The organism is Fulvimarina uroteuthidis, assembly GCF_034321785.1.
Lineage (GTDB): Bacteria > Pseudomonadota > Alphaproteobacteria > Rhizobiales > Rhizobiaceae > Fulvimarina > Fulvimarina uroteuthidis.
On sequence record NZ_JAXLPB010000003.1, the window covers coordinates 529324 to 546172 of the forward strand.

Consider the following 16849-nt stretch of genomic DNA (forward strand, 5'->3'; position numbering starts at 1 on the left):
GGACGCTTCATGTACGCGATCGAAGTCGAGAAACTCTCCAAACATTTCGGGAAGACGTGCGCCCTGTCCGAAGTCGATCTCTCGATCGCAAGGGGCGAGATGGTCGCTTTGATCGGCGCGTCCGGCTCGGGAAAATCCACATTGATGCGCCATATCGCCGGGATCGAGCGGGGCGATACCTCGAAATCGGAAATTCGCATCTTCGGCGATCTGCTGCAGAAGGAGGGCCGCCTCGCCGCCGGCGCGCGGGGGCTGCGGGGCAAGACCGGCGTCATCTTCCAGCAGTTCAACCTCGTCAATCGCCTTCCGGTCATCAAGAATGTGCTCGTGGGTGCGCTTGGCCGCGTGGCGGGCTGGCGTGGAACGTTGGGTCTGTTCCCCAAAAACGAGAAGATCCTTGCCATCAAGGCCCTCAAGCGGGTCGGCATCCGCGATATCGCCTGGCAGCGCGCCTCGACCCTGTCGGGTGGTCAGCAGCAGCGCGCAGCGATCGCCCGGGTGCTTCTGCAGCGATCGGACATCCTGCTTGCGGACGAGCCGATCGCCTCGCTCGATCCGGCCTCCGCGCGCCGCGTGATGGACGTCATGGCCGACATCAACAAGCGGGACGCGATGACCATTCTCGTCTCGCTGCACCAGGTCGAATATGCGCGCGTCTACTGCGAGCGCACGATCGCGATGCGTGACGGAAGGGTCGTCTATGACGGCCCGTCCAAAGCCTTGTCCAACGAATTCCTGACCGAGCTCTACGGCTCGGCTTCGGAAGAGCTTGTTCTGCCCGGAGAACTCGCGGTCGAGAGCAAGCCGCGTCCCGAGAGCAGTCCACACCGCGAGACGTCCGATAAGACGCGCAAAGAGCTCGTGCCGGCCTGAATCCCCGCGAGCGTGACCAGGACGAACAATCGAAACAACAAGGAACGACGATCCATGAACGCCATCTTCAAGACCTTGGCCGCGAGTGCTTTTGCGATCACCCTGACCGGCACGGCCTCGGCTCAGGACAGTCAGCCGACGGAGATTAATTTCGGCATCATCTCCACCGAGAGCCAGCAGAACCTGCGCCCGAAGTGGGAGCCGTTCCTCGAGGATATGGAAGAGCAGACGGGCCTTACCGTGAACCCGTTCTTCGCAACCGACTATGCCGGTGTCATCGAAGGCATGCGTTTCGGCAAGGTCGACGTCGCCTGGTACGGCAACAAATCGGCCATGGAAGCCGTCGATCGCGCCGGCGGGGAAGTCTTCGCCCAGACGGTCGATGTGTCGGGAAATCCAGGCTATTGGGGGCTTATCCTCGCGCCCGCCGATTCGGAGCTCAACTCGCTCGACGATCTTCTCGAATGCGACAAGTCCCTCGATTTCGGCATCGGTGATCCGAACTCGACCTCCGGCTTTCTGGTCCCGATGACCTTCGTCTTCGCCCAGAACGGCGTCGACCCGAAGGAATGCTTCGCGACGGTGCGCAACGCCAACCACGAAACCAACGCCATGGCCGTCGCCAATGGCCAGGTCGACGCGGCTGCCAACAACACCGAGAGCCTCAGTCTGATCGAGCAGAACGATCCGGAGGCCTTCAAGAAGATCAAGGTGATCTGGAAATCCCCGCTGATCCCGTCCGATCCGCTCGTCGTTCGCGGCGACCTTCCGGAAGAGACCAAGGCGAAGATTTCCGACTTCATCCTCTCCTATGGCACGCCAGAATCAAAGGGCGACGCCGCTTCGGAAAAGGAGATCCTGGCCGGTCTCGAATGGGCGCCGTTCCGCAAGTCGTCGAACGATCAGCTGCTGCCGATCCGCGTCATGGAGATTTCCAAGACGATCGCGCAGATCGAGGGCGACACGACGCTGAGCGACGAAGAGAAAGCCGCCAAGATCGAAGACCTGGAAGCCCAGAAAAAGGAATATCAGGCGCAGATCGATGCCAACGCCAAGGCTTCGGGCGCTTGAACCTTTCGGGCCAGCTGACGATCCAATAGCCGACTTGAAGAGCGGTCCTTCTCCGGAAGGGCCGCTTTTCGGGCCACCGGCCGGAGAGCGAAAAGGCGTTCACGGCTCTCCCAATGCGCCATCTGCGAGCCGATGAACCGGCACCCAGGCCCGAATTTCGGCCGACCACCGGTCCCGCTGGCCAGGGAAGCGGCCGAACCAAGGATCGGCATCCGCCGCACCCCCCCCCCCTATCACACTCCCGCGAGCCCATGACCCAAGCCCATGACCCGAGCCGATGACCATAGACACTGCCCCGCGTGACGGAAGCGAACATACGATCGATGTCAATAAAGGTCGCGACTGGTCGCGGACTTACTGGAACATCGGGCTCGGCCTCGCACTTCTCGGCCTTCTGATCCTGAGCTGGGCTCCGGCCGAAATGGGCCGCTGGACGTACCTGTTCACCGATGCCGGAAACATGGTCGAGTATGCCGCCGGCTTCACCGATCCGAATTTCTCCCAATGGCAGTACTATCTGCGCGAGATGGTGGTGACGCTCCAGATCGCGTTGTGGGGAACCGTTCTATCGCTGATCGTCTCGATTCCCTTCGGCATCCTGTGCGCGCGCAACATGGTGCCGTGGTGGATCCTTCAGCCGACGCGCCGGTTGATGGACTTCTTCCGCGCCATCCATGAACTCGTCTGGGCCGTTCTCTTCGTGGTCGCGGTCGGCCTCGGGCCGTTTGCGGGCGTGATGGCGCTCTTCCTCCACAACACCGGCATCATGGCAAAGCTCTTCTCCGAAGCGGTGGAATCGATCGATCCGCGCCCGGTCGAAGGCATCCGCGCCACCGGCGCATCCCGAATTCAAGAGGTGGTCTACGGCGTCATCCCGCAGGTGCTTCCGCTCTGGGTCTCCTATTTCCTCTATCGGTTCGAGACCAATGTGCGCTCGGCGACGATCCTCGGCGTGATCGGTGCCGGCGGGATCGGCCAGATCCTTTTCGAGTCCATCCGAGGATTCTACTATGCCGAATCAGCAGCAATCCTGATCATCATCGTGGTCTGCGTCGTTCTCACCGATCTCCTGTCCCAACAGCTGCGGAAATTCGTGACGTGACGGGCTTTCGACGAGACGGAGATCGCGGTTTGATCCGATTGGCGACGTGATGCGGCTTGCCCTCTATTATACGCCCGAAGCGGACGATCCGTTCGCCAAGGCCGGTGCCGATTGGCTCGGGCGCAATGCCTATACGGGCGAAACCTGGCCTTCGGCGATCGCTGACGTCCATTTGAGTTCGGCGCGCCGCTACGGGTTTCACGCGACGATCCGGGCACCCTTCGGGCCGGTTCCAGGCTGCGATCCGGCAGAGCTCGAGGCAGTCCTATCGAACTTCTGCCGCGCCCAGAGCCCTGTGGTGATCGACCGGCTGATGCTTGCGCGGCTCGGGCGCTTCCTTGCCCTCGTGCCGCAGAAACAGCCGGATCACTTGCGCGATTTGCAGCTCGGCGTCCTCCGGACTTTCGAACGGTTTCGCAGACCCCTGAACCCGGACGAGGTCGCCCGCCGCAATCCTGCCGGTTTGACGGAGCGCCAGCGCCATTATCTCGACGCGTGGGGCTACCCCTTCGTTCTGGAGGATTTCCAATTCCACATGACGCTGACCGACGCGCTCGAGGTCTCTGAGATCGATCGGATCGAACCCTTGGCGAAGGAGCATTTCGCAGACTTCATAGGGGCGCCGCTTCTAATCGACCGGCTCGCGCTGTTTCAGGAATCCGAACCCGGTGCGCCCTTCATCGTCCGGTCGTCACACCGCTTCGGCGGCAGCTCAACTGAAAAGATCGCATGACGCACGAAACAATCTTCACCAACGCTCGTATCGTTCTTTCCGACGAGATCGTAGACGGCCACCTGGTGCTTCGCGATGGGCGGATCGCCGAGATCGGCTCCGGGCGGACCGGTGGCGAGGACATGGGCGGCGATCTCATGATCCCGGGCCTCGTCGAACTCCATACCGACCACATCGAGGGACATTATATTCCGCGCCCCCGCGTCTTCTGGAACAAGCTCGCGGCGATCCAGGCCCATGATGCGCAAATCGCCGCGTCCGGGATCACGACGGTGTTCGATGCCATTCGCGTCGGCACCGACGAGGATGAGACGATCACGGTCGACGACATGGTCGAAATGGGCAGGCTCATCGGTGAGGCGGTCGATACAGGGCGGACGCGCTCCGACCACTTCATCCACGTGCGCTGCGAAGTCTCCGCCGCCGATGCCGTCGATGGTTTCGGGCGCTTGGCCGACAATCCGCGGGTCAAGCTCGTCTCCCTCATGGATCACGCGCCCGGCCAGCGCCAGTTCACCGATCTCGATGCCTATCGGGTCTTCTACCAGCGAAAGAAGAACCTGACCGATGAGGAATTCGAGGCGTTCAGCGCGAAGCGCATGGCCGATTCGGCAAAACACGCCGACACGAGCCGCAAGACGATCGCATCCGCGGCTCGCGAGCGAAACATCACGCTCGCCTCCCACGACGATGCGACCGCGGCCCATGTCGGCGAGGCCTTATCCTACGGCACCGTGATCGCCGAATTCCCGACGACCATCGAGGCCGCGAAAGCATCGAAGGCGGCCGGCCTTTCGGTTCTGATGGGTGCGCCCAATGTGATGCGGGGCGGCTCTCATTCCGGCAATATCGCTGCGCTCGACCTCATCGAGAACGACCAACTCGACATCCTGTCGTCGGACTATGTCCCGTTTTCGCTGCTTCAGGCCGCCTTCATGCTGGCGGGGGAAAAGGTCCTTTCCCTGCCCAAGGCGATAAGGCTGGTCACAAGCGCACCGGCGACGGCGGTCGGTCTGGCCGATCGCGGTGAGATCGCGATCGGAAAACGCGCCGATCTCGTTCGCATCGACAAGGGGGCCGACGGTCCGCCGATCGTGCGTGCGGTCTATCGTGAGGGTCGACGTGTCGCCTGATACCATGCCAGTCAGCCGGTCCGGCGTCTTCATCGCCGTCGTCGGACCGAGCGGTGCCGGCAAGGACACGCTGATCCGGCGGGCATGCGAACGCTTCGAAAGCGACAGCCGCTTCGTCTTCGCGCGGCGCGTCGTCACGCGGGCAGCCAACGAGGATGCCGAAGATCACGACACGCTCGATCCGCAACGGTTCGAGGCGTGGGAAGCAGCCGGTCGCTTCTGCCTCACGTGGCGGGCGCACGGGCTCGCCTATGGAGTGCCGTCCACCCACCAAGCCGACATGGCGAACGGTGCCTGCGTGATCGCCAACCTCTCCCGGCATTCGATTGCACCGGCTTTGGCGTCGATGGAACGGGTCGCCGCCATCACCGTGACGGCGCCGCAGGACGTGCTCGTCGAGCGGATCGTCGCGCGAGGCCGCGAGGATCGTCAGTCCGCAAGCGAACGCGTAGCGCGGCGTGGCCCGGGCGAACTGCCGGATGGGCTTGTCGGGCACTGGACCGTCGACAATTCCGGTGCGGTGGACGTCGCATCGCGGCGGTTCTGTGCCGTTCTCGAAGAGATCGCGTCGTGACGAAAGAGATCTACGACATCGCGATCGTCGGCGCAGGGATCGTCGGCCTTGCCCACGCACTGGCCGGTGCAAGGCGCGGCAAGCGGGTCGTCGTCTTCGATCGGGACGCGCGTGCGAACGGCGCGTCGGTGCGCAATTTCGGCTTCATCACCGTATCCGGCCAGGAGGCCGGCGATTGCTGGGAGAAGGCGAGACGATCCTGCATGCTCTGGCAGGAGGTCGCCCGCGATGCCGGCATTCCGATACTCCAGTGCGGCATGACGGTTGCCGCGCGCTACCGGGAAGCCGAGGCGGTGATCGACGCCTTCCTTGCAAGCGATATGGGCGCAGAATGCCGAAAGCTCTCGCGGGACGCAGCGCGCGACTACGTCCCGGCGCTGAACGGCGACGTTCGCTGCGCCCTCTACAGTCCCCACGAGATCCGCGTCGAATCGGGGACGGCGATCGCATCGATCGCGGCTTTTCTGACGGCACGACACGGCGTGACGTTCCGTTTCGCAGAGGCCGTGCGCGTCGTCGAGACCGGTCGGCTCGTGACGTCGAGACGTGTCGTCGAGGCCGAGGCCATCATCGTTTGTCCCGGCGACGATACATCGACGCTGTTTCCCGACAGGATCGCCGCCTACGGGGTCACCCGGTGCAAGCTCCAGATGATGCGCATCGAACCGGCGTCTGCGGTCGAGCTCAAGACCGCCGTCATGTCGGATCTCGGACTGGCACGCTATCGCGGCTACGCCGATCTGACCGAAGCGTCCGCGCTCAAGGCCCGCTTGGATGAGGAGCGCCGCGATGCGCGAAAAAACGGTGTCCACCTCATCGTCACCCAGTCCGCGGACGGCTCGCTCGTCGTCGGCGACAGCCATCACTACGCCGCAACGCCGGACCCGTTCGGCAGCACCGCCGTCGACGATCTCATCCTTGCAGAATTCGATCGCATCCTGGACTTGCCGGAGCGGAGGACGACCGGAAACTGGATCGGCACATACGCCTCGGCAGAAGGCCGGTGGCGCCTGACCGACACGCCGGAGGAGGGCGTCCGGCTCGTGGTCGTGACCGCCGGCTGCGGGGCCTCGACGTCATTCGCCATTGGCGAGGAAACCATCGCCGATCTCTACGGCGCGAACGCAGGAGCCTGACATGCTGGAGATCAAGGCCGTCGTCTTCGACTGGGCCGGAACCGTCATCGATTTCGGCTCCTTTGCGCCGATGGGGGCGTTCGTCGACACGTTCTCAAGCTTCGGCGTCGACGTTACCATCGCCGATGCGCGCAGACCCATGGGCCTGCCGAAACGCGATCACATTGCGCAGATGCTGGCCGAGCCGCACATCGCCGGGCGCTGGGAAGACGCGCACGGGTCAAGGCCGGGCGAGGATGCCGTGACCCGTGTTTACGAGCGCTTCGTGTCTCGGAACATCGATGTCGTCGCTGACTATTGCGAGCTCGTGCCGGGCGCGGCGGAGACGTTCGGCTGGCTCACAAGGCGCGGTATCAAGGTGGGTTCGACCACCGGCTACACCCGGGCCATCATGGAGAAGGTCCTTCCCCGCGCCGCGGAGCAGGGCTTCACGCCCGAAAACTGCGTTTGCGCCGACGATCTCGCCATCGGCCGGCCGACCCCGATGGGCTTGTACCGCTGTTTCCTCGATCTCGGTGTCTGGCCAGCCGGTGCTGTCGTCAAGGTCGATGACACGGAACCCGGCATTGCGGAGGGCGCGAACGCTGGCTGCATCACGGTCGGCGTTGCGCTCTCTGGCAATGAGTCTGGCCTTTCCTACGAAGCGTTCGAAGCGCTCGGCGACGGCGAACGTGCCGCTATTCGCGAGCGTGTCGGGGCAAAGCTTAAGGCCGCCGGTGCTGACCACATCATCGACACGGTTGCAGACCTGCCTACGCTTCTGGAGAGGCTCTGAGCCCCCGACCAATCAGTGCGTCCTTGGGCCGTTGCCGCAAATCATCGCGTTCCATGCCGCCATGGGGTCATCGATCCGCCCTGTTGCGCGGCGCGCCGGGCGCGCGCCGGATCGCCGCGAGACGATGACGCCAGTCGGTGATCGTGCGTTGCGTCACGCCATGCGATCGATCGATCTGCCGCTCATGCTCGCAAAAGCGGATTTGAAGTTCGACAGCTTGGAAGCTTGATGGCGGAGAGGGGGGGATTCCACCAAATATTCGACTAAGTCATTGAATTATCGAGTTTCGTAACCCGCGAACCATTGCCCTGTGTACCAGTCTTGTGGTCATGCATCAATTACAAAATTCTCGCCGGAAAGCGGGTGTAGGCGAACTGTGTTGCTGAGCGCTTCGGTCAGCCGATGACGCAGGGCTTCAGTCTATCGTGATCCGACCAGCCTTCTAGTCACCTCATCGCGTGATCTCTTGCATCCTCTTGACCCAGCCTGAGTTGTTCGACCTCTCGGATACGCGATTGTTAGCCCGCACACCAGTAACTCCGGCGCAAGGGTACCGAGCAAATGATCCAATCTCACCGGCGTGCACCGAAGACCACGACCGCGCGTTTGGCGCCTTCGCCATTTGAAAGAAAGGCGGCGCCGGCTTGGTCTAACCGGTCGTTCGTCACGGTCGAAGCGAATTGCGGATTGTTGAGCCATTGGTTGCGAAAATAATCAAGGTCGGCATCCGTGATCTCAACGCCGCAACCCCCGCATCCGGCGGACACGACCTGCAGCGTGTGCCAACTTCGTCGCTCATCGGCCGGCAAAGCCGCAATTAGATCGGTGTCGCCGTTTCCGGTAAGGAGGCCCTTCCCATCCTCCGGCAGTATGTTTTCTGCCGCAGCAGCGAGGGTTGCGTTGTTGGAGAGGGGTGGCAGATCTTGTCGCTCGCGGGCTTGGTTCAACATTGAAACCATCATCCGAGACCGCTTGCTCTCGGCAACCGGTTCGGTGCTCTGGTCGGGACCAAGGCTCGGCGACGTTCCAGGGCCTGCGAAAGTTTGGACTGCGAAAATTTCGCCCTCCTTACCGGCAATCCCGAAGCCAAAGCCTTCCAGCCCGTCGTTCAAAATATTGCTGCGATGGGACGGACTATTCATCCAACCGCTTTCGAAGGATTGCACGCGTTTCTCATCCGGTGGAAGAGCGCAACCTGAGCAGCGCGCTATATTCTCCTCCACCAGTTTGGCGAGGCTTCCTCCGGCATTAAGAAACCGATCCTGCGGCCCAACACCTTCTGGCGAAACATGCGCGTAGTAATCATTCTGGACCATATCCATAGCATGGATCTGCGCGGACTCGTTGAGCGCCTCCTGCAACTCGAGTGCCGGAAGACCATATTCGGCACGGTCCGAATTGACTTCCGCGAGAGCTTCTTCTCGTAGAGCGTCGAGATTGCCTGGCTCCACTGCACCTGCCGACCCGGTATATCCGAGACAGATCGTCAAGGCAGCCGAAAGTGTGGCCGTCGATGCGACTGCGACCGTCCCAGTTGCAAGCTGAGCTATTCTGTCCGTCAACCACATTATCGTTGTTCCTTCCCGTGAAAGACTTACTTGCCGCGTCAGACGTGTACCGGAGGCTGTGAAAGTCCACCCTGCTCTCACGCAGACGCCTTCTCTATCACCGTAAATGGACGTCTAAACATAACGAAGCAATTCAGACGCTGACAGCGGCAGGTCTTAGAGCGGCGAGCTAATTGTCCACGCGGCGGTCGTATTGTTTCGCTATGTCTCTCATGTATTTGGATGGTGCGCCATCAGTGCGCCCATCACGAAGCCTGGCAAGCGCTTAGGCGTCGTCTAGCGGAGTTCTTCCGCCCGTCGAACACCGGCTGCCTGTGACTTCCGTCAGTATCGGGATCGCAATCGCATCGAGCGTATGTTCAACCGGCTGAAGCAGGCACGGCGCATCGCTACACGCTACGATAAAACTACCAGGTCCTTCCTGGGCCTCCTCTGCCTCGCCGCAGCACGTATCTGGCTAAGAGACTTTGTCAACACGTCCTAGATCCTGTCGAAGTCCTGTAGCAGGTCGTGCGGGATAACTGGTTATCGAACTGAATTTTCGAATCCTACGACGACATCCTCAATGATGCTTGCCAAGCGTCGCGGAAAATCGAGGCTCAGCCATGGCGCATTATGTCAATCGGACTGCGTGAATGGGCGCATGGGTTCTCATCAATGAGAGTTGGTATTACATTTTGGCGCGTTGCCACAAGGCGACGGCGGCCCGTTGCGCATCTGCGATGATCTCGTCCTGATCAATCAGCAATGCCCTGCTATTCTCCACGACCACACGGCCGTCAATAATGACTGTGTGTACGTCGCGCCCTTGTGCCGTGTGGACTAGATTGCCAAGTGGATCGATGAATGGCACGAGATGCGGGCGGTGGTAGTCGAACAGCACGATATCGGCCTTCTTCCCGACTTCAAGCGAGCCAATTTCCGCATCGAGACCCATCGCGCGTGCGCCACCCATTGTTGCCATCTCGAACACCGTATGCGGCTGCCAGTCCTCGTCGACACAACCCTTCTGCAGGCGGCCTGTCGCAAGCGCCCAACGCATGACCTCTACCATGTCGGCGTGCATGTTGTCGGTGCCGAGCGTCAGGGAAGCGCCGGCTTCGCGCAACGCCTGCGTCGGCGCCGTATGACCGTGCGTCTGGTTGCCCTTGGCGATATGCGCGACATGGACGCCGTTGCGGCCGATGCGAGCGATGTCCGCCGCATCCACATGGATACAGTGTGCCGCGATCAGCCGGTCGTTGAGGAGACCGATCTCGTCGAGCAGTTCCGGCGGACTCATCGCCTCGCGGCTGCGAATGCGCCCCACCTCGACTTTGCTCTGGGACAGGTGCGTATTGACCCGGCATCGAAGCGTCGCCGACGTCTCGCGGATCTCGACGAGGAGATCGCGCGAGCAAGTGTCGGGCGCGTGGGGCGAGAGCTGGACGCCCATGCGCCCGTTCGCCTTGCCGTCGAAGGCTGCATGCAGCGCGATGGCCTCGTCGAGCGTCCGCCGGCCGATTTCGGTCTTGTGCTCCCATTCGCCGAGATGCACCCGGCTGAAATCGACGTCGTGAATGCGCCCGCACCCCCAGGCGCGGATGCCCGTCTCGGCCATTGCGGGAAGCGTCAGGTGCTGGTGGACGAAGGTGTCGTTGAGAAGGGTGGAGCCGAAGAGAAGCGCCTCGAGGGCTCCGAGGCGGGCGAGGGCGACGGCTTCCTCCTCGCTCACATCGTGGCCGTGCGGCACACCGGGCGTATAGGCGGGCGCGAAGCCCATGTCTTCGGCAACGCCCCGCACCATGGTCAGGATGGCATGGGTGTGGACGTTGACGAGCCCCGGCGTCGCGACCTTGCCGCGCGCGTCGATGCGGCGCACGCCTTCGAGGCGAGACGCCTCCGCTGGCCCTGCCACGATCTCGGCGATCCGGTCCCCCCGAACGAGGATCGTCGCATCGTCGATCCGTGGCCGTATAGGATCGGCCGTCAGGACGCTCGCCCCGCAGATGGCCAGGTCGATCGCGCTCATGGTCGTGCATGCATCCGTCATGGTCAATATCCAAGCGCCGTCGGAAGCCAGGTTACGATCGGCGGAAACAGCATGCACAGGGCGAGGACGAAGTACTGGAAAGCCACGAAGGGCGCGACTTCCCACGACAGCCGCCCGATCGGGACCCGCGTGATGCCGCTCATGACGAAGAGAAGCACCCCGACCGGCGGCGTCATCTGGCCGATCACGAGATTGAACATGAACAGGAAGCCGAAGAAGAGCGGGTCGATCCCGAAACTCTGCGCCACCGGCGCGAACAGGGGCACCAGCATGATGTAGGCGGCGTTGGATTCGATCAGCATGCCGACGACGATCAGCAGGACCATCACCAGGAGGATGTAGACCTGCGGATTGTCCGTCAGCGCCTGAAGCCATGCCGAAAGCCGCATCGGGATCAGATCGATGGTGAAGACGAACGTCACGGTCGCAGCGAAGGCGATCAGCGCGCCGACCATCGCCGCCATGATGGCGGCCCGGAACAGGCATCCGGGCAATTCGGAGATGCTCAGTTGCCGCGTGATGAAAAACCCGACCACGAGTGCGTAGACCACGGCGATCGCCGCGCCCTCCGTCGCGGTGAAGATTCCGCCCACGATCCCGCCGACGACGACGATCGGCATCAGCAGGATGAGCGAGGCGCGCCGGGCTTCGGTCAGGACGCGGCGCAGGTCGAACTTGTCTTGCGACAAGGCATAGCCGCGGCGCCAGGAGATGAAGGAGGCGAGCCCCATGAACCCGAAGGCAAGGATGATGCCCGGCACGATGCCGGCCATGAACATTCCGCCGACGGACACCGACGATCCGGCCATCAGCGCATAGACGATCATCGCGTTCGAGGGCGGAATGATCGGTCCCAGATTGGCCGCCGAGGCGATGATGGCACCGGTATAGACGTCGGGATACTGCTTGCGCAGCGCCGGAACGAGGGTCGAGCCCAACGCGCTCGCGCTCGCGACGGCCGCCCCGCTGACGGCGGCGAGAACCGTGCCGGCAACGATCGCGACGTTCGCGACGCCCCCGTGCATGCGTCCCACCAGGCTCTGGGAGAAGCCGATCAGCCGTTCCATGATGCCCGCCTTCACCATCAGTTCGCCGGCCAGCATGAAGAGCGGGATCGCCATCAGCGGAAAGCTGTTGACCGCGTACATCATCCGTTGAGGCAGGACCGAGACGTCCATCCCGCCGTAATAGAGAGCACCCAGCGATGCGATCCCCAGCGCGAAGGCGAGCGGCATGCCGAACGCTGCGAAGATCGCGAAGACTGTCAGGGTTACAGCGGTCACAGGGATACGTCCTTCCACAGGCGGGGGCCGTTCCAGATCAGCAGCACCATGTGCAGTACGGCATGAGCGCAGCAGATGAGAACGGGGAGGTAGTAGAGGGACGCCGTCAGCGGCAGCGTCGGCATGCGCTCGGCCCACTTGTCGACGATGATGAGCCAGCTGGCATAGGCGACCGCGATCATCAGCCCTGCAGAAAATATGTTCATCGCGCAAAACAGCAGGTCCTGCAGTTTTGCCGAAAGTGCCATGGGCAGAAGATCGATCCCTACATGGACGCCGTATCGGATACCGTGCGGCAGTGCGAGGAAGATCGACCACACGAAGAAGAGCCTCGACAGTTCATCGGCGGAATCTATCGACGAGGAAAGGACATAGCGAAAGAAGACCTGAGCGGCGACCAGGATCGTCATCGCCGCCATCGATATAACGATCGCCGACGCGGACACGCGGTCGAGGACGCGCACGACGCCGATGAGGACGGGGAGGGAAGCCGAAGCTCCCTCCTTCTTCTCGCCGCCCGAGATCATTGTCCGGCTGCTGCTGCAGTTTGCGACATGACGAGATCGAGCACGTCCGAGCCAATGCGCTCGCGGACCGTGTCGACGACCGGGGCCACGGCCTCCTGCATGGCAGCGCGCGCCTCCGGCGTGATCTGCGTGAGCGTCATGCCTTCGTCGACCAGACGCTGGCGATAGGCCTGGTCCACACTCGCGGCTTCCTCCCGCTGCCATCGAATGGCGGCATCCATCGCCTCACGCACGGCCGTCTGTTGCTCGTCGGGAAGATTTTCGAATGTCTGACGATTGGTGACGACGTTGATGAAATCGAAGAAGTGGCCGGTGTCCGAGAGATGCTCCTGTACCTCGAAGAACCTGCGGGTGAAGGTGATGTTGTAGGGGTTCTCCTGGCCGTCGATCACCCCCTGCTGCAGGGCGGAATAGAGTTCGGAGATATCCATCGACTGCGGATTGGCGCCGAGCGCGCGGAAGGTCTCCAGATGGACCTCGTTCGGCTGCAGTCGGACCGTAAGGCCGTTCAGGTCTTCCAGCGTTTCGATCGGCCGGACATTGTTGGTCACGTGACGGTAGCCGAGTTCGCCGTAACCCAGATTGACGAAGCCTTGCTCGAGCAGCTTCTCGTCGAGCAGATCGCCGACCGGACCGTCCATCACCTTGAAGGCCTGCTCACGGGTCGCGAACTGGAACGGCAGGCTGACGGCTTCCAGCTCCGGTACCGAACGGGTGAAATAGGCGACCGAGGTGAAGACCGCGAAGATCGCGCCCGAGCGCACCTGATCGACGTTCTCCTGCGCGCCGCCGAGTTGCATCGCCGGGAAGTTCTGCACCACCAGCGCGCCGTCGGTACGCTTTTCCAGCTCTTCCTTGAAGATCTCCATGGCCTGCGTCGCCGAATGATCCTCGGGGAAGTTGCCGGCGACGCGGAGCGTCGTCTGGGCCAGGGCGGCCGATGAGAGAAGGGTCGCGAGGAGGAGCGGGGTGGCTCTTGCAAGAAGGCGCGTCATTGGCGGATCTCCGTGGGTTCTGATGGTCGTTGACGATGCTCCGATCGGCGGTTCCGTCGGCCTACCAAGCTCAGCATTCGCCCCTATTTCCGCGAACGCAACTCTTTTTTGTGGATTGCATGCAATTTCTGCAGCATGCTTGGATAGCGTACAGGCATTGCCTGGATTATTGGCGGATACGGGCTTCAAAACGGCATCACCGGGCGCGTATGCACAGAGTACAGGATCAGGGAGTGCCCATGGGACGCAATCGAATCACCGTGTCGGTTCCACAGATGACGAATCCGATCAGTCGGGCAGGTCTGCACGACGTGGCAGCCGACAGTCTGCGGCAGATGATCGTCGAGGGGGAACTCGAGCCGGGTGCCAGGCTCGGCGAGAAGGTGCTCAGCGAAGTGCTGGGCATCTCCCGCACGCCCTTGCGCGAGTCGTTCAAGCTTCTCGCCGCCGAGGGGCTGGTCGATCTCGTCCCGAACAAGGGCGCGCGTGTCGCCTGCCTCGATCCGGACGAGGTCCGGGACCTCTTCGAGGCCGCCGCCGGCATCGAACGCTCCGGCGCGGAGCTCGCGGCCGAGCGGCTGACGCGGGACGAACTCGAACGCCTCGACCAGCTGCAGGGCGAGATCGAGGACGAGTTCGCCTCGGGGAACCGGGAGCGCTATTTCCGTCTCAACCAGGACATTCACCAGTCGATCCTGGCCGGCTCCAAGAACGATGTTCTCGTGGCAGCCCACCGATGGTTGTTTCCCCGGCTGGAACGGGCGCGATACCAGGCCTTGCAAAGCCCGGAACGCTGGCGTCATTCCGTCAGCGAGCATCGGGACATTCTTCTCGCTCTCAAGGAAGGGGACGCCCAGCGCGCCGGGCAACTGCTCTCCCGGCACGTTCTGGAAACCGGTCGGTCGATCATCGCCAACTTCCGTGATCGTTCGAACGCCGCCTGAGGGTTCCGTCGACCCTGCCGTGTCACTCAATCGAGGTTGAAATCCCTTGCGTCTCCTGCTGCTCAATCCCAACACTTCGCGCGACATCACCGATCTCATCACCGAGGCCGCACGCTCCGTGGCGCCCGCGTCCGTCGAACTGACGTCCGTCACCGCCGATCGGGGTGTCCCCTATATCGCGACACGGGCCGAAGCGGTGATCGGGGCCGGCGTCGCTCTGGAGATCCTCGCCGAGCGCGAGGGCCAGTACGATGCCGCCATCGTCGCCGCTTTCGGCGATCCGGGCCTCGGCGCGGCGCGCGAGCTCTTTTCCGTGCCCATCGTCGGCATGGCAGAAGCCGGCATGCTGACGGCCTGCATGCTGGGCGGACGCTTTGCGATCGTGACCTTCGCGGAGGCGCTCGGGCCCTGGTACAGGGAATGCGTCGCCATGCATCGTCTGGACGCGCGATGCGCGGGCGTCCTGACCCTCGACAACGCCTTCCGCTCCGTCGGCGACGTGCAGAACGAGCGAGCTGACATGCTCGTCGAACTCGCGCGCCGCGCCGTCGAAGAACACGGCGCGGACGTGGTGGTTCTCGCGGGCGCTCCCCTGGCCGGGCTTGCCAGAAAGGTGAGGGACCGGATCGAGGTACCGATCGTCGATTGCGTGGCGGCCGCGGTGCTGCAGGCCGTCACGCTCGCAACCCTCAATCCGCGCGCGCCGGCCGCCGGCAGCTTCAAGCGTCCGATGCCGAAAGAAAGCATCGGCCTTGCCAAACCGCTCGCCGACTGGATCGGCCATCGATGATCGGCTGACGATGCTACGCCCCCAGCCTCCGCAGAACGGAAGCCCCGAATTTTTCGGAGGCCAATCGCCCGATCGTCGCCGATCGGTGGCTCCGACGTGTTTTCTGCGGATATCGGCATCAAGGACGGCATCATCGTCCAGATCGGCGGCGAGATGGTGGAGGCAGCGCAGACGATCGACGCCGCCGGTAAATATGTGCTGCCAGGCGTCATCGACCGCCATGTCCACATCGCCCAGGGTGATCGGAACGAGAGATAACGGTCTTCGGACACCGCAGACCACTTATCGATTCGCGGTGTCTTCTCGCTTCAGAGCGAAAGTTCCTAGTTTTTTACCGTGTCTTCTAGGAAGAACCGACCGAGTGGGTTCTGGTAAAAATTCTCAACGTTCGAACGCGATACGTTGATGTATGGGCTGTAGTAGAGGTCGACCCAGTTGACATCCTCCTTCGCGAGCTCTTGAAGTTTCACGTACATCTCTTCGCGTTTTGCCGGATCCATTTCGGTCCGGGCGTCCGCGACCAGTTGTTTGACCACATCGGAATGATATCGGGTCATGTAGTTCATGTTGGTGTCGTGACCGAGGACGAAGGTCGTCTTCTGATCAGGATCGAGAATGTCATTCGTCCAATAGGCGGCTGCGATGTCATAGTCGCCATCAACCAGCATGTCCCACTGCTGGCTCGCGTCAACCTTCCGAATATTGATCGTTACGCCGGCCTCAGAGAGCTGTCGCTGTAGCAGGACGGCGATTTGCTCATCGACTTCGTCGCCGGCCTTGACGACATAATCGAGCGTCAGGTCGTCGACGCCGGCGTCCGCGAGAAGCTGCTTGGCTTTCTCCGGATCGTGTTCACGCTCAAGATTGTCTTCGTTGTAATAAAGGGCGCCGGCCGGAATGTACGAGTTCGCCGGCTTGCCGATTCCGAACGTGACCGCATCGACGATCTCTTGCTGGTTGATCGCGAAATCGATCGCTTCGCGAACCGCCTTGTTGCCGAGAGGCTCGTGATCGTGGTTGATCAACAGCGAATCCTCACGCGTCGAGGGTTCGAGATGAACAGTCAACTCGGAATCCTGCTGAAGCTGCTGAACCCGCGAGAAGGGTACGAAAATGGCCGCATCGAGTTGGCCGGCCTGAACATTCAGCATACGCGTGTTGTCGTCCGGAATAGAAATCCATTCGACGCCTGTTGATTTCCACGCGGAACTGACCCGGGATGTCGCCTGATTTCCACTGAGATTTGACCCATGTGACCTTTCCCTCCGATCGCGCTGAGCGAGGAGGGCAATGGAGTGATCCACATGGGACTT

General features: G+C 62.3%; 17 protein-coding genes and 2 pseudogenes. 13 read left to right on the forward strand and 6 right to left on the reverse strand.

The genetic code is table 11. The features are described from left to right. Positions 1–9 precede the first annotated feature (9 nt). The 9 genes from phnC (at position 10) to U0C82_RS12190 (ending at position 7626) form a co-directional block, all read left to right on the forward strand. Positions 10–873, forward strand: a complete 864-nt coding sequence (gene phnC / locus U0C82_RS12150) for a phosphonate ABC transporter ATP-binding protein (protein ID WP_322187391.1) — start codon at positions 10–12, stop codon at positions 871–873. Positions 874–927: 54 nt separating this feature from the next. Further along, the gene (phnD, locus tag U0C82_RS12155) at positions 928–1944 is read left to right on the forward strand and encodes a phosphonate ABC transporter substrate-binding protein (protein ID WP_322187392.1); all 1017 of its coding nucleotides are present in this window, start codon (positions 928–930) and stop codon (positions 1942–1944) included. A gap of 277 nt (positions 1945–2221) precedes the next feature. Further along, positions 2222–3046: a phosphonate ABC transporter, permease protein PhnE gene (gene phnE / locus U0C82_RS12160; RefSeq protein ID WP_322187393.1), complete on the forward strand. Its 825-nt coding sequence runs from the start codon at positions 2222–2224 to the stop codon at positions 3044–3046. A 49-nt stretch (positions 3047–3095) separates the two neighbouring features. Next, on the forward strand, positions 3096–3779 hold the full coding sequence (locus tag U0C82_RS12165; protein WP_322187443.1) for a DUF1045 domain-containing protein: 684 nt from the start codon (positions 3096–3098) through the stop codon (positions 3777–3779). Continuing rightward, entirely contained in the window at positions 3776–4912 is a 1137-nt protein-coding gene (locus tag U0C82_RS12170) for an alpha-D-ribose 1-methylphosphonate 5-triphosphate diphosphatase (RefSeq protein WP_322187394.1), read from the forward strand. Before U0C82_RS12165 ends, U0C82_RS12170 begins: the two co-directional genes overlap by 4 nt. Continuing rightward, a complete protein-coding gene (phnN, locus tag U0C82_RS12175) occupies positions 4902–5486 on the forward strand; it encodes a phosphonate metabolism protein/1,5-bisphosphokinase (PRPP-forming) PhnN (RefSeq protein WP_322187395.1) in 585 nt (194 codons plus the stop codon). Before U0C82_RS12170 ends, phnN begins: the two co-directional genes overlap by 11 nt. Then, positions 5483–6622 carry a TIGR03364 family FAD-dependent oxidoreductase gene (locus tag U0C82_RS12180; protein ID WP_322187396.1) on the forward strand — a complete coding sequence of 380 codons (1140 nt, stop codon included), beginning with the start codon at positions 5483–5485 and terminating at the stop codon, positions 6620–6622. The genes phnN and U0C82_RS12180 overlap by 4 nt, the downstream gene beginning before the upstream one ends. A gap of 1 nt (position 6623) precedes the next feature. Next, positions 6624–7397 carry a phosphonoacetaldehyde hydrolase gene (gene phnX / locus U0C82_RS12185; RefSeq protein WP_322187398.1) on the forward strand — a complete coding sequence of 258 codons (774 nt, stop codon included), beginning with the start codon at positions 6624–6626 and terminating at the stop codon, positions 7395–7397. A 31-nt stretch (positions 7398–7428) separates the two neighbouring features. Next, positions 7429–7626 (forward strand): hypothetical protein, encoded by a 198-nt coding sequence (locus U0C82_RS12190; protein ID WP_322187399.1) that lies wholly within the window; start codon positions 7429–7431, stop codon positions 7624–7626. Between the two features lie 343 nt (positions 7627–7969). Here U0C82_RS12190 and U0C82_RS12195 read toward each other — a convergent pair whose 3' ends face one another. After that, entirely contained in the window at positions 7970–8965 is a 996-nt protein-coding gene (locus U0C82_RS12195) for a CAP domain-containing protein (RefSeq protein ID WP_322187400.1), read from the reverse strand. A gap of 316 nt (positions 8966–9281) precedes the next feature. Between U0C82_RS12195 and U0C82_RS12200 the strand changes: the two are divergent. Further along, a pseudogene (locus U0C82_RS12200) lies at positions 9282–9449 on the forward strand (transposase); the annotation flags it as partial. A gap of 186 nt (positions 9450–9635) precedes the next feature. On the opposite strand, the gene U0C82_RS12205 reads toward U0C82_RS12200, so the two are convergent. From U0C82_RS12205 to U0C82_RS12220, 4 genes are all read right to left on the reverse strand, one after another. Further along, complete coding sequence (locus tag U0C82_RS12205) at positions 9636–10976, reverse strand: amidohydrolase family protein (protein WP_322187401.1); 1341 nt, start codon at positions 10974–10976, stop codon at positions 9636–9638. 23 nt (positions 10977–10999) lie between these two features. Then, the gene (locus U0C82_RS12210; protein WP_322187402.1) at positions 11000–12280 is read right to left on the reverse strand and encodes a TRAP transporter large permease; all 1281 of its coding nucleotides are present in this window, start codon (positions 12278–12280) and stop codon (positions 11000–11002) included. Continuing rightward, entirely contained in the window at positions 12277–12699 is a 423-nt protein-coding gene (locus U0C82_RS12215) for a TRAP transporter small permease (RefSeq protein ID WP_322187404.1), read from the reverse strand. The genes U0C82_RS12210 and U0C82_RS12215 overlap by 4 nt, the downstream gene beginning before the upstream one ends. A gap of 104 nt (positions 12700–12803) precedes the next feature. Continuing rightward, positions 12804–13802 carry a TRAP transporter substrate-binding protein gene (locus tag U0C82_RS12220; RefSeq protein WP_322187405.1) on the reverse strand — a complete coding sequence of 333 codons (999 nt, stop codon included), beginning with the start codon at positions 13800–13802 and terminating at the stop codon, positions 12804–12806. A gap of 239 nt (positions 13803–14041) precedes the next feature. On the opposite strand from U0C82_RS12220, the gene U0C82_RS12225 reads away from it, so the two are divergent. The 3 genes and pseudogenes from U0C82_RS12225 to U0C82_RS12235 form a co-directional block, all read left to right on the forward strand. Further along, complete coding sequence (locus tag U0C82_RS12225) at positions 14042–14746, forward strand: GntR family transcriptional regulator (RefSeq protein WP_322187406.1); 705 nt, start codon at positions 14042–14044, stop codon at positions 14744–14746. A gap of 46 nt (positions 14747–14792) precedes the next feature. Then, a complete protein-coding gene (locus tag U0C82_RS12230; RefSeq protein ID WP_322187407.1) occupies positions 14793–15536 on the forward strand; it encodes an aspartate/glutamate racemase family protein in 744 nt (247 codons plus the stop codon). 48 nt (positions 15537–15584) lie between these two features. Next, positions 15585–15773 (forward strand): annotated as a pseudogene (locus U0C82_RS12235) (dihydropyrimidinase); the annotation flags it as partial. Between the two features lie 86 nt (positions 15774–15859). On the opposite strand, the gene U0C82_RS12240 reads toward U0C82_RS12235, so the two are convergent. Next, positions 15860–16849, reverse strand: a 990-nt coding sequence (locus U0C82_RS12240) for an ABC transporter substrate-binding protein (protein WP_322187408.1), incomplete at its 5' end; no start/stop codon positions are given.

Excerpts from the sequence above, each read along its gene's own strand:
- phnC (WP_322187391.1), top strand. The coding sequence starts at position 10 with ATGTACGCGATCGAAGTCGAGAAACTCTCCAAACATTTCGGGAAGACG.
- phnD (WP_322187392.1), top strand. The coding sequence starts at position 928 with ATGAACGCCATCTTCAAGACCTTGGCCGCGAGTGCTTTTGCGATCACC.
- phnE (WP_322187393.1), top strand. The coding sequence starts at position 2,222 with ATGACCATAGACACTGCCCCGCGTGACGGAAGCGAACATACGATCGAT.
- U0C82_RS12165 (WP_322187443.1), top strand. The coding sequence starts at position 3,096 with ATGCGGCTTGCCCTCTATTATACGCCCGAAGCGGACGATCCGTTCGCC.
- U0C82_RS12170 (WP_322187394.1), top strand. The coding sequence starts at position 3,776 with ATGACGCACGAAACAATCTTCACCAACGCTCGTATCGTTCTTTCCGAC.
- phnX (WP_322187398.1), top strand. The coding sequence starts at position 6,624 with ATGCTGGAGATCAAGGCCGTCGTCTTCGACTGGGCCGGAACCGTCATC.
- U0C82_RS12195 (WP_322187400.1), bottom strand. The coding sequence starts at position 8,965 with ATGTGGTTGACGGACAGAATAGCTCAGCTTGCAACTGGGACGGTCGCA.
- U0C82_RS12205 (WP_322187401.1), bottom strand. The coding sequence starts at position 10,976 with ATGAGCGCGATCGACCTGGCCATCTGCGGGGCGAGCGTCCTGACGGCC.
- U0C82_RS12215 (WP_322187404.1), bottom strand. The coding sequence starts at position 12,699 with ATGGCGGCGATGACGATCCTGGTCGCCGCTCAGGTCTTCTTTCGCTAT.
- U0C82_RS12220 (WP_322187405.1), bottom strand. The coding sequence starts at position 13,802 with ATGACGCGCCTTCTTGCAAGAGCCACCCCGCTCCTCCTCGCGACCCTT.
- U0C82_RS12225 (WP_322187406.1), top strand. The coding sequence starts at position 14,042 with ATGGGACGCAATCGAATCACCGTGTCGGTTCCACAGATGACGAATCCG.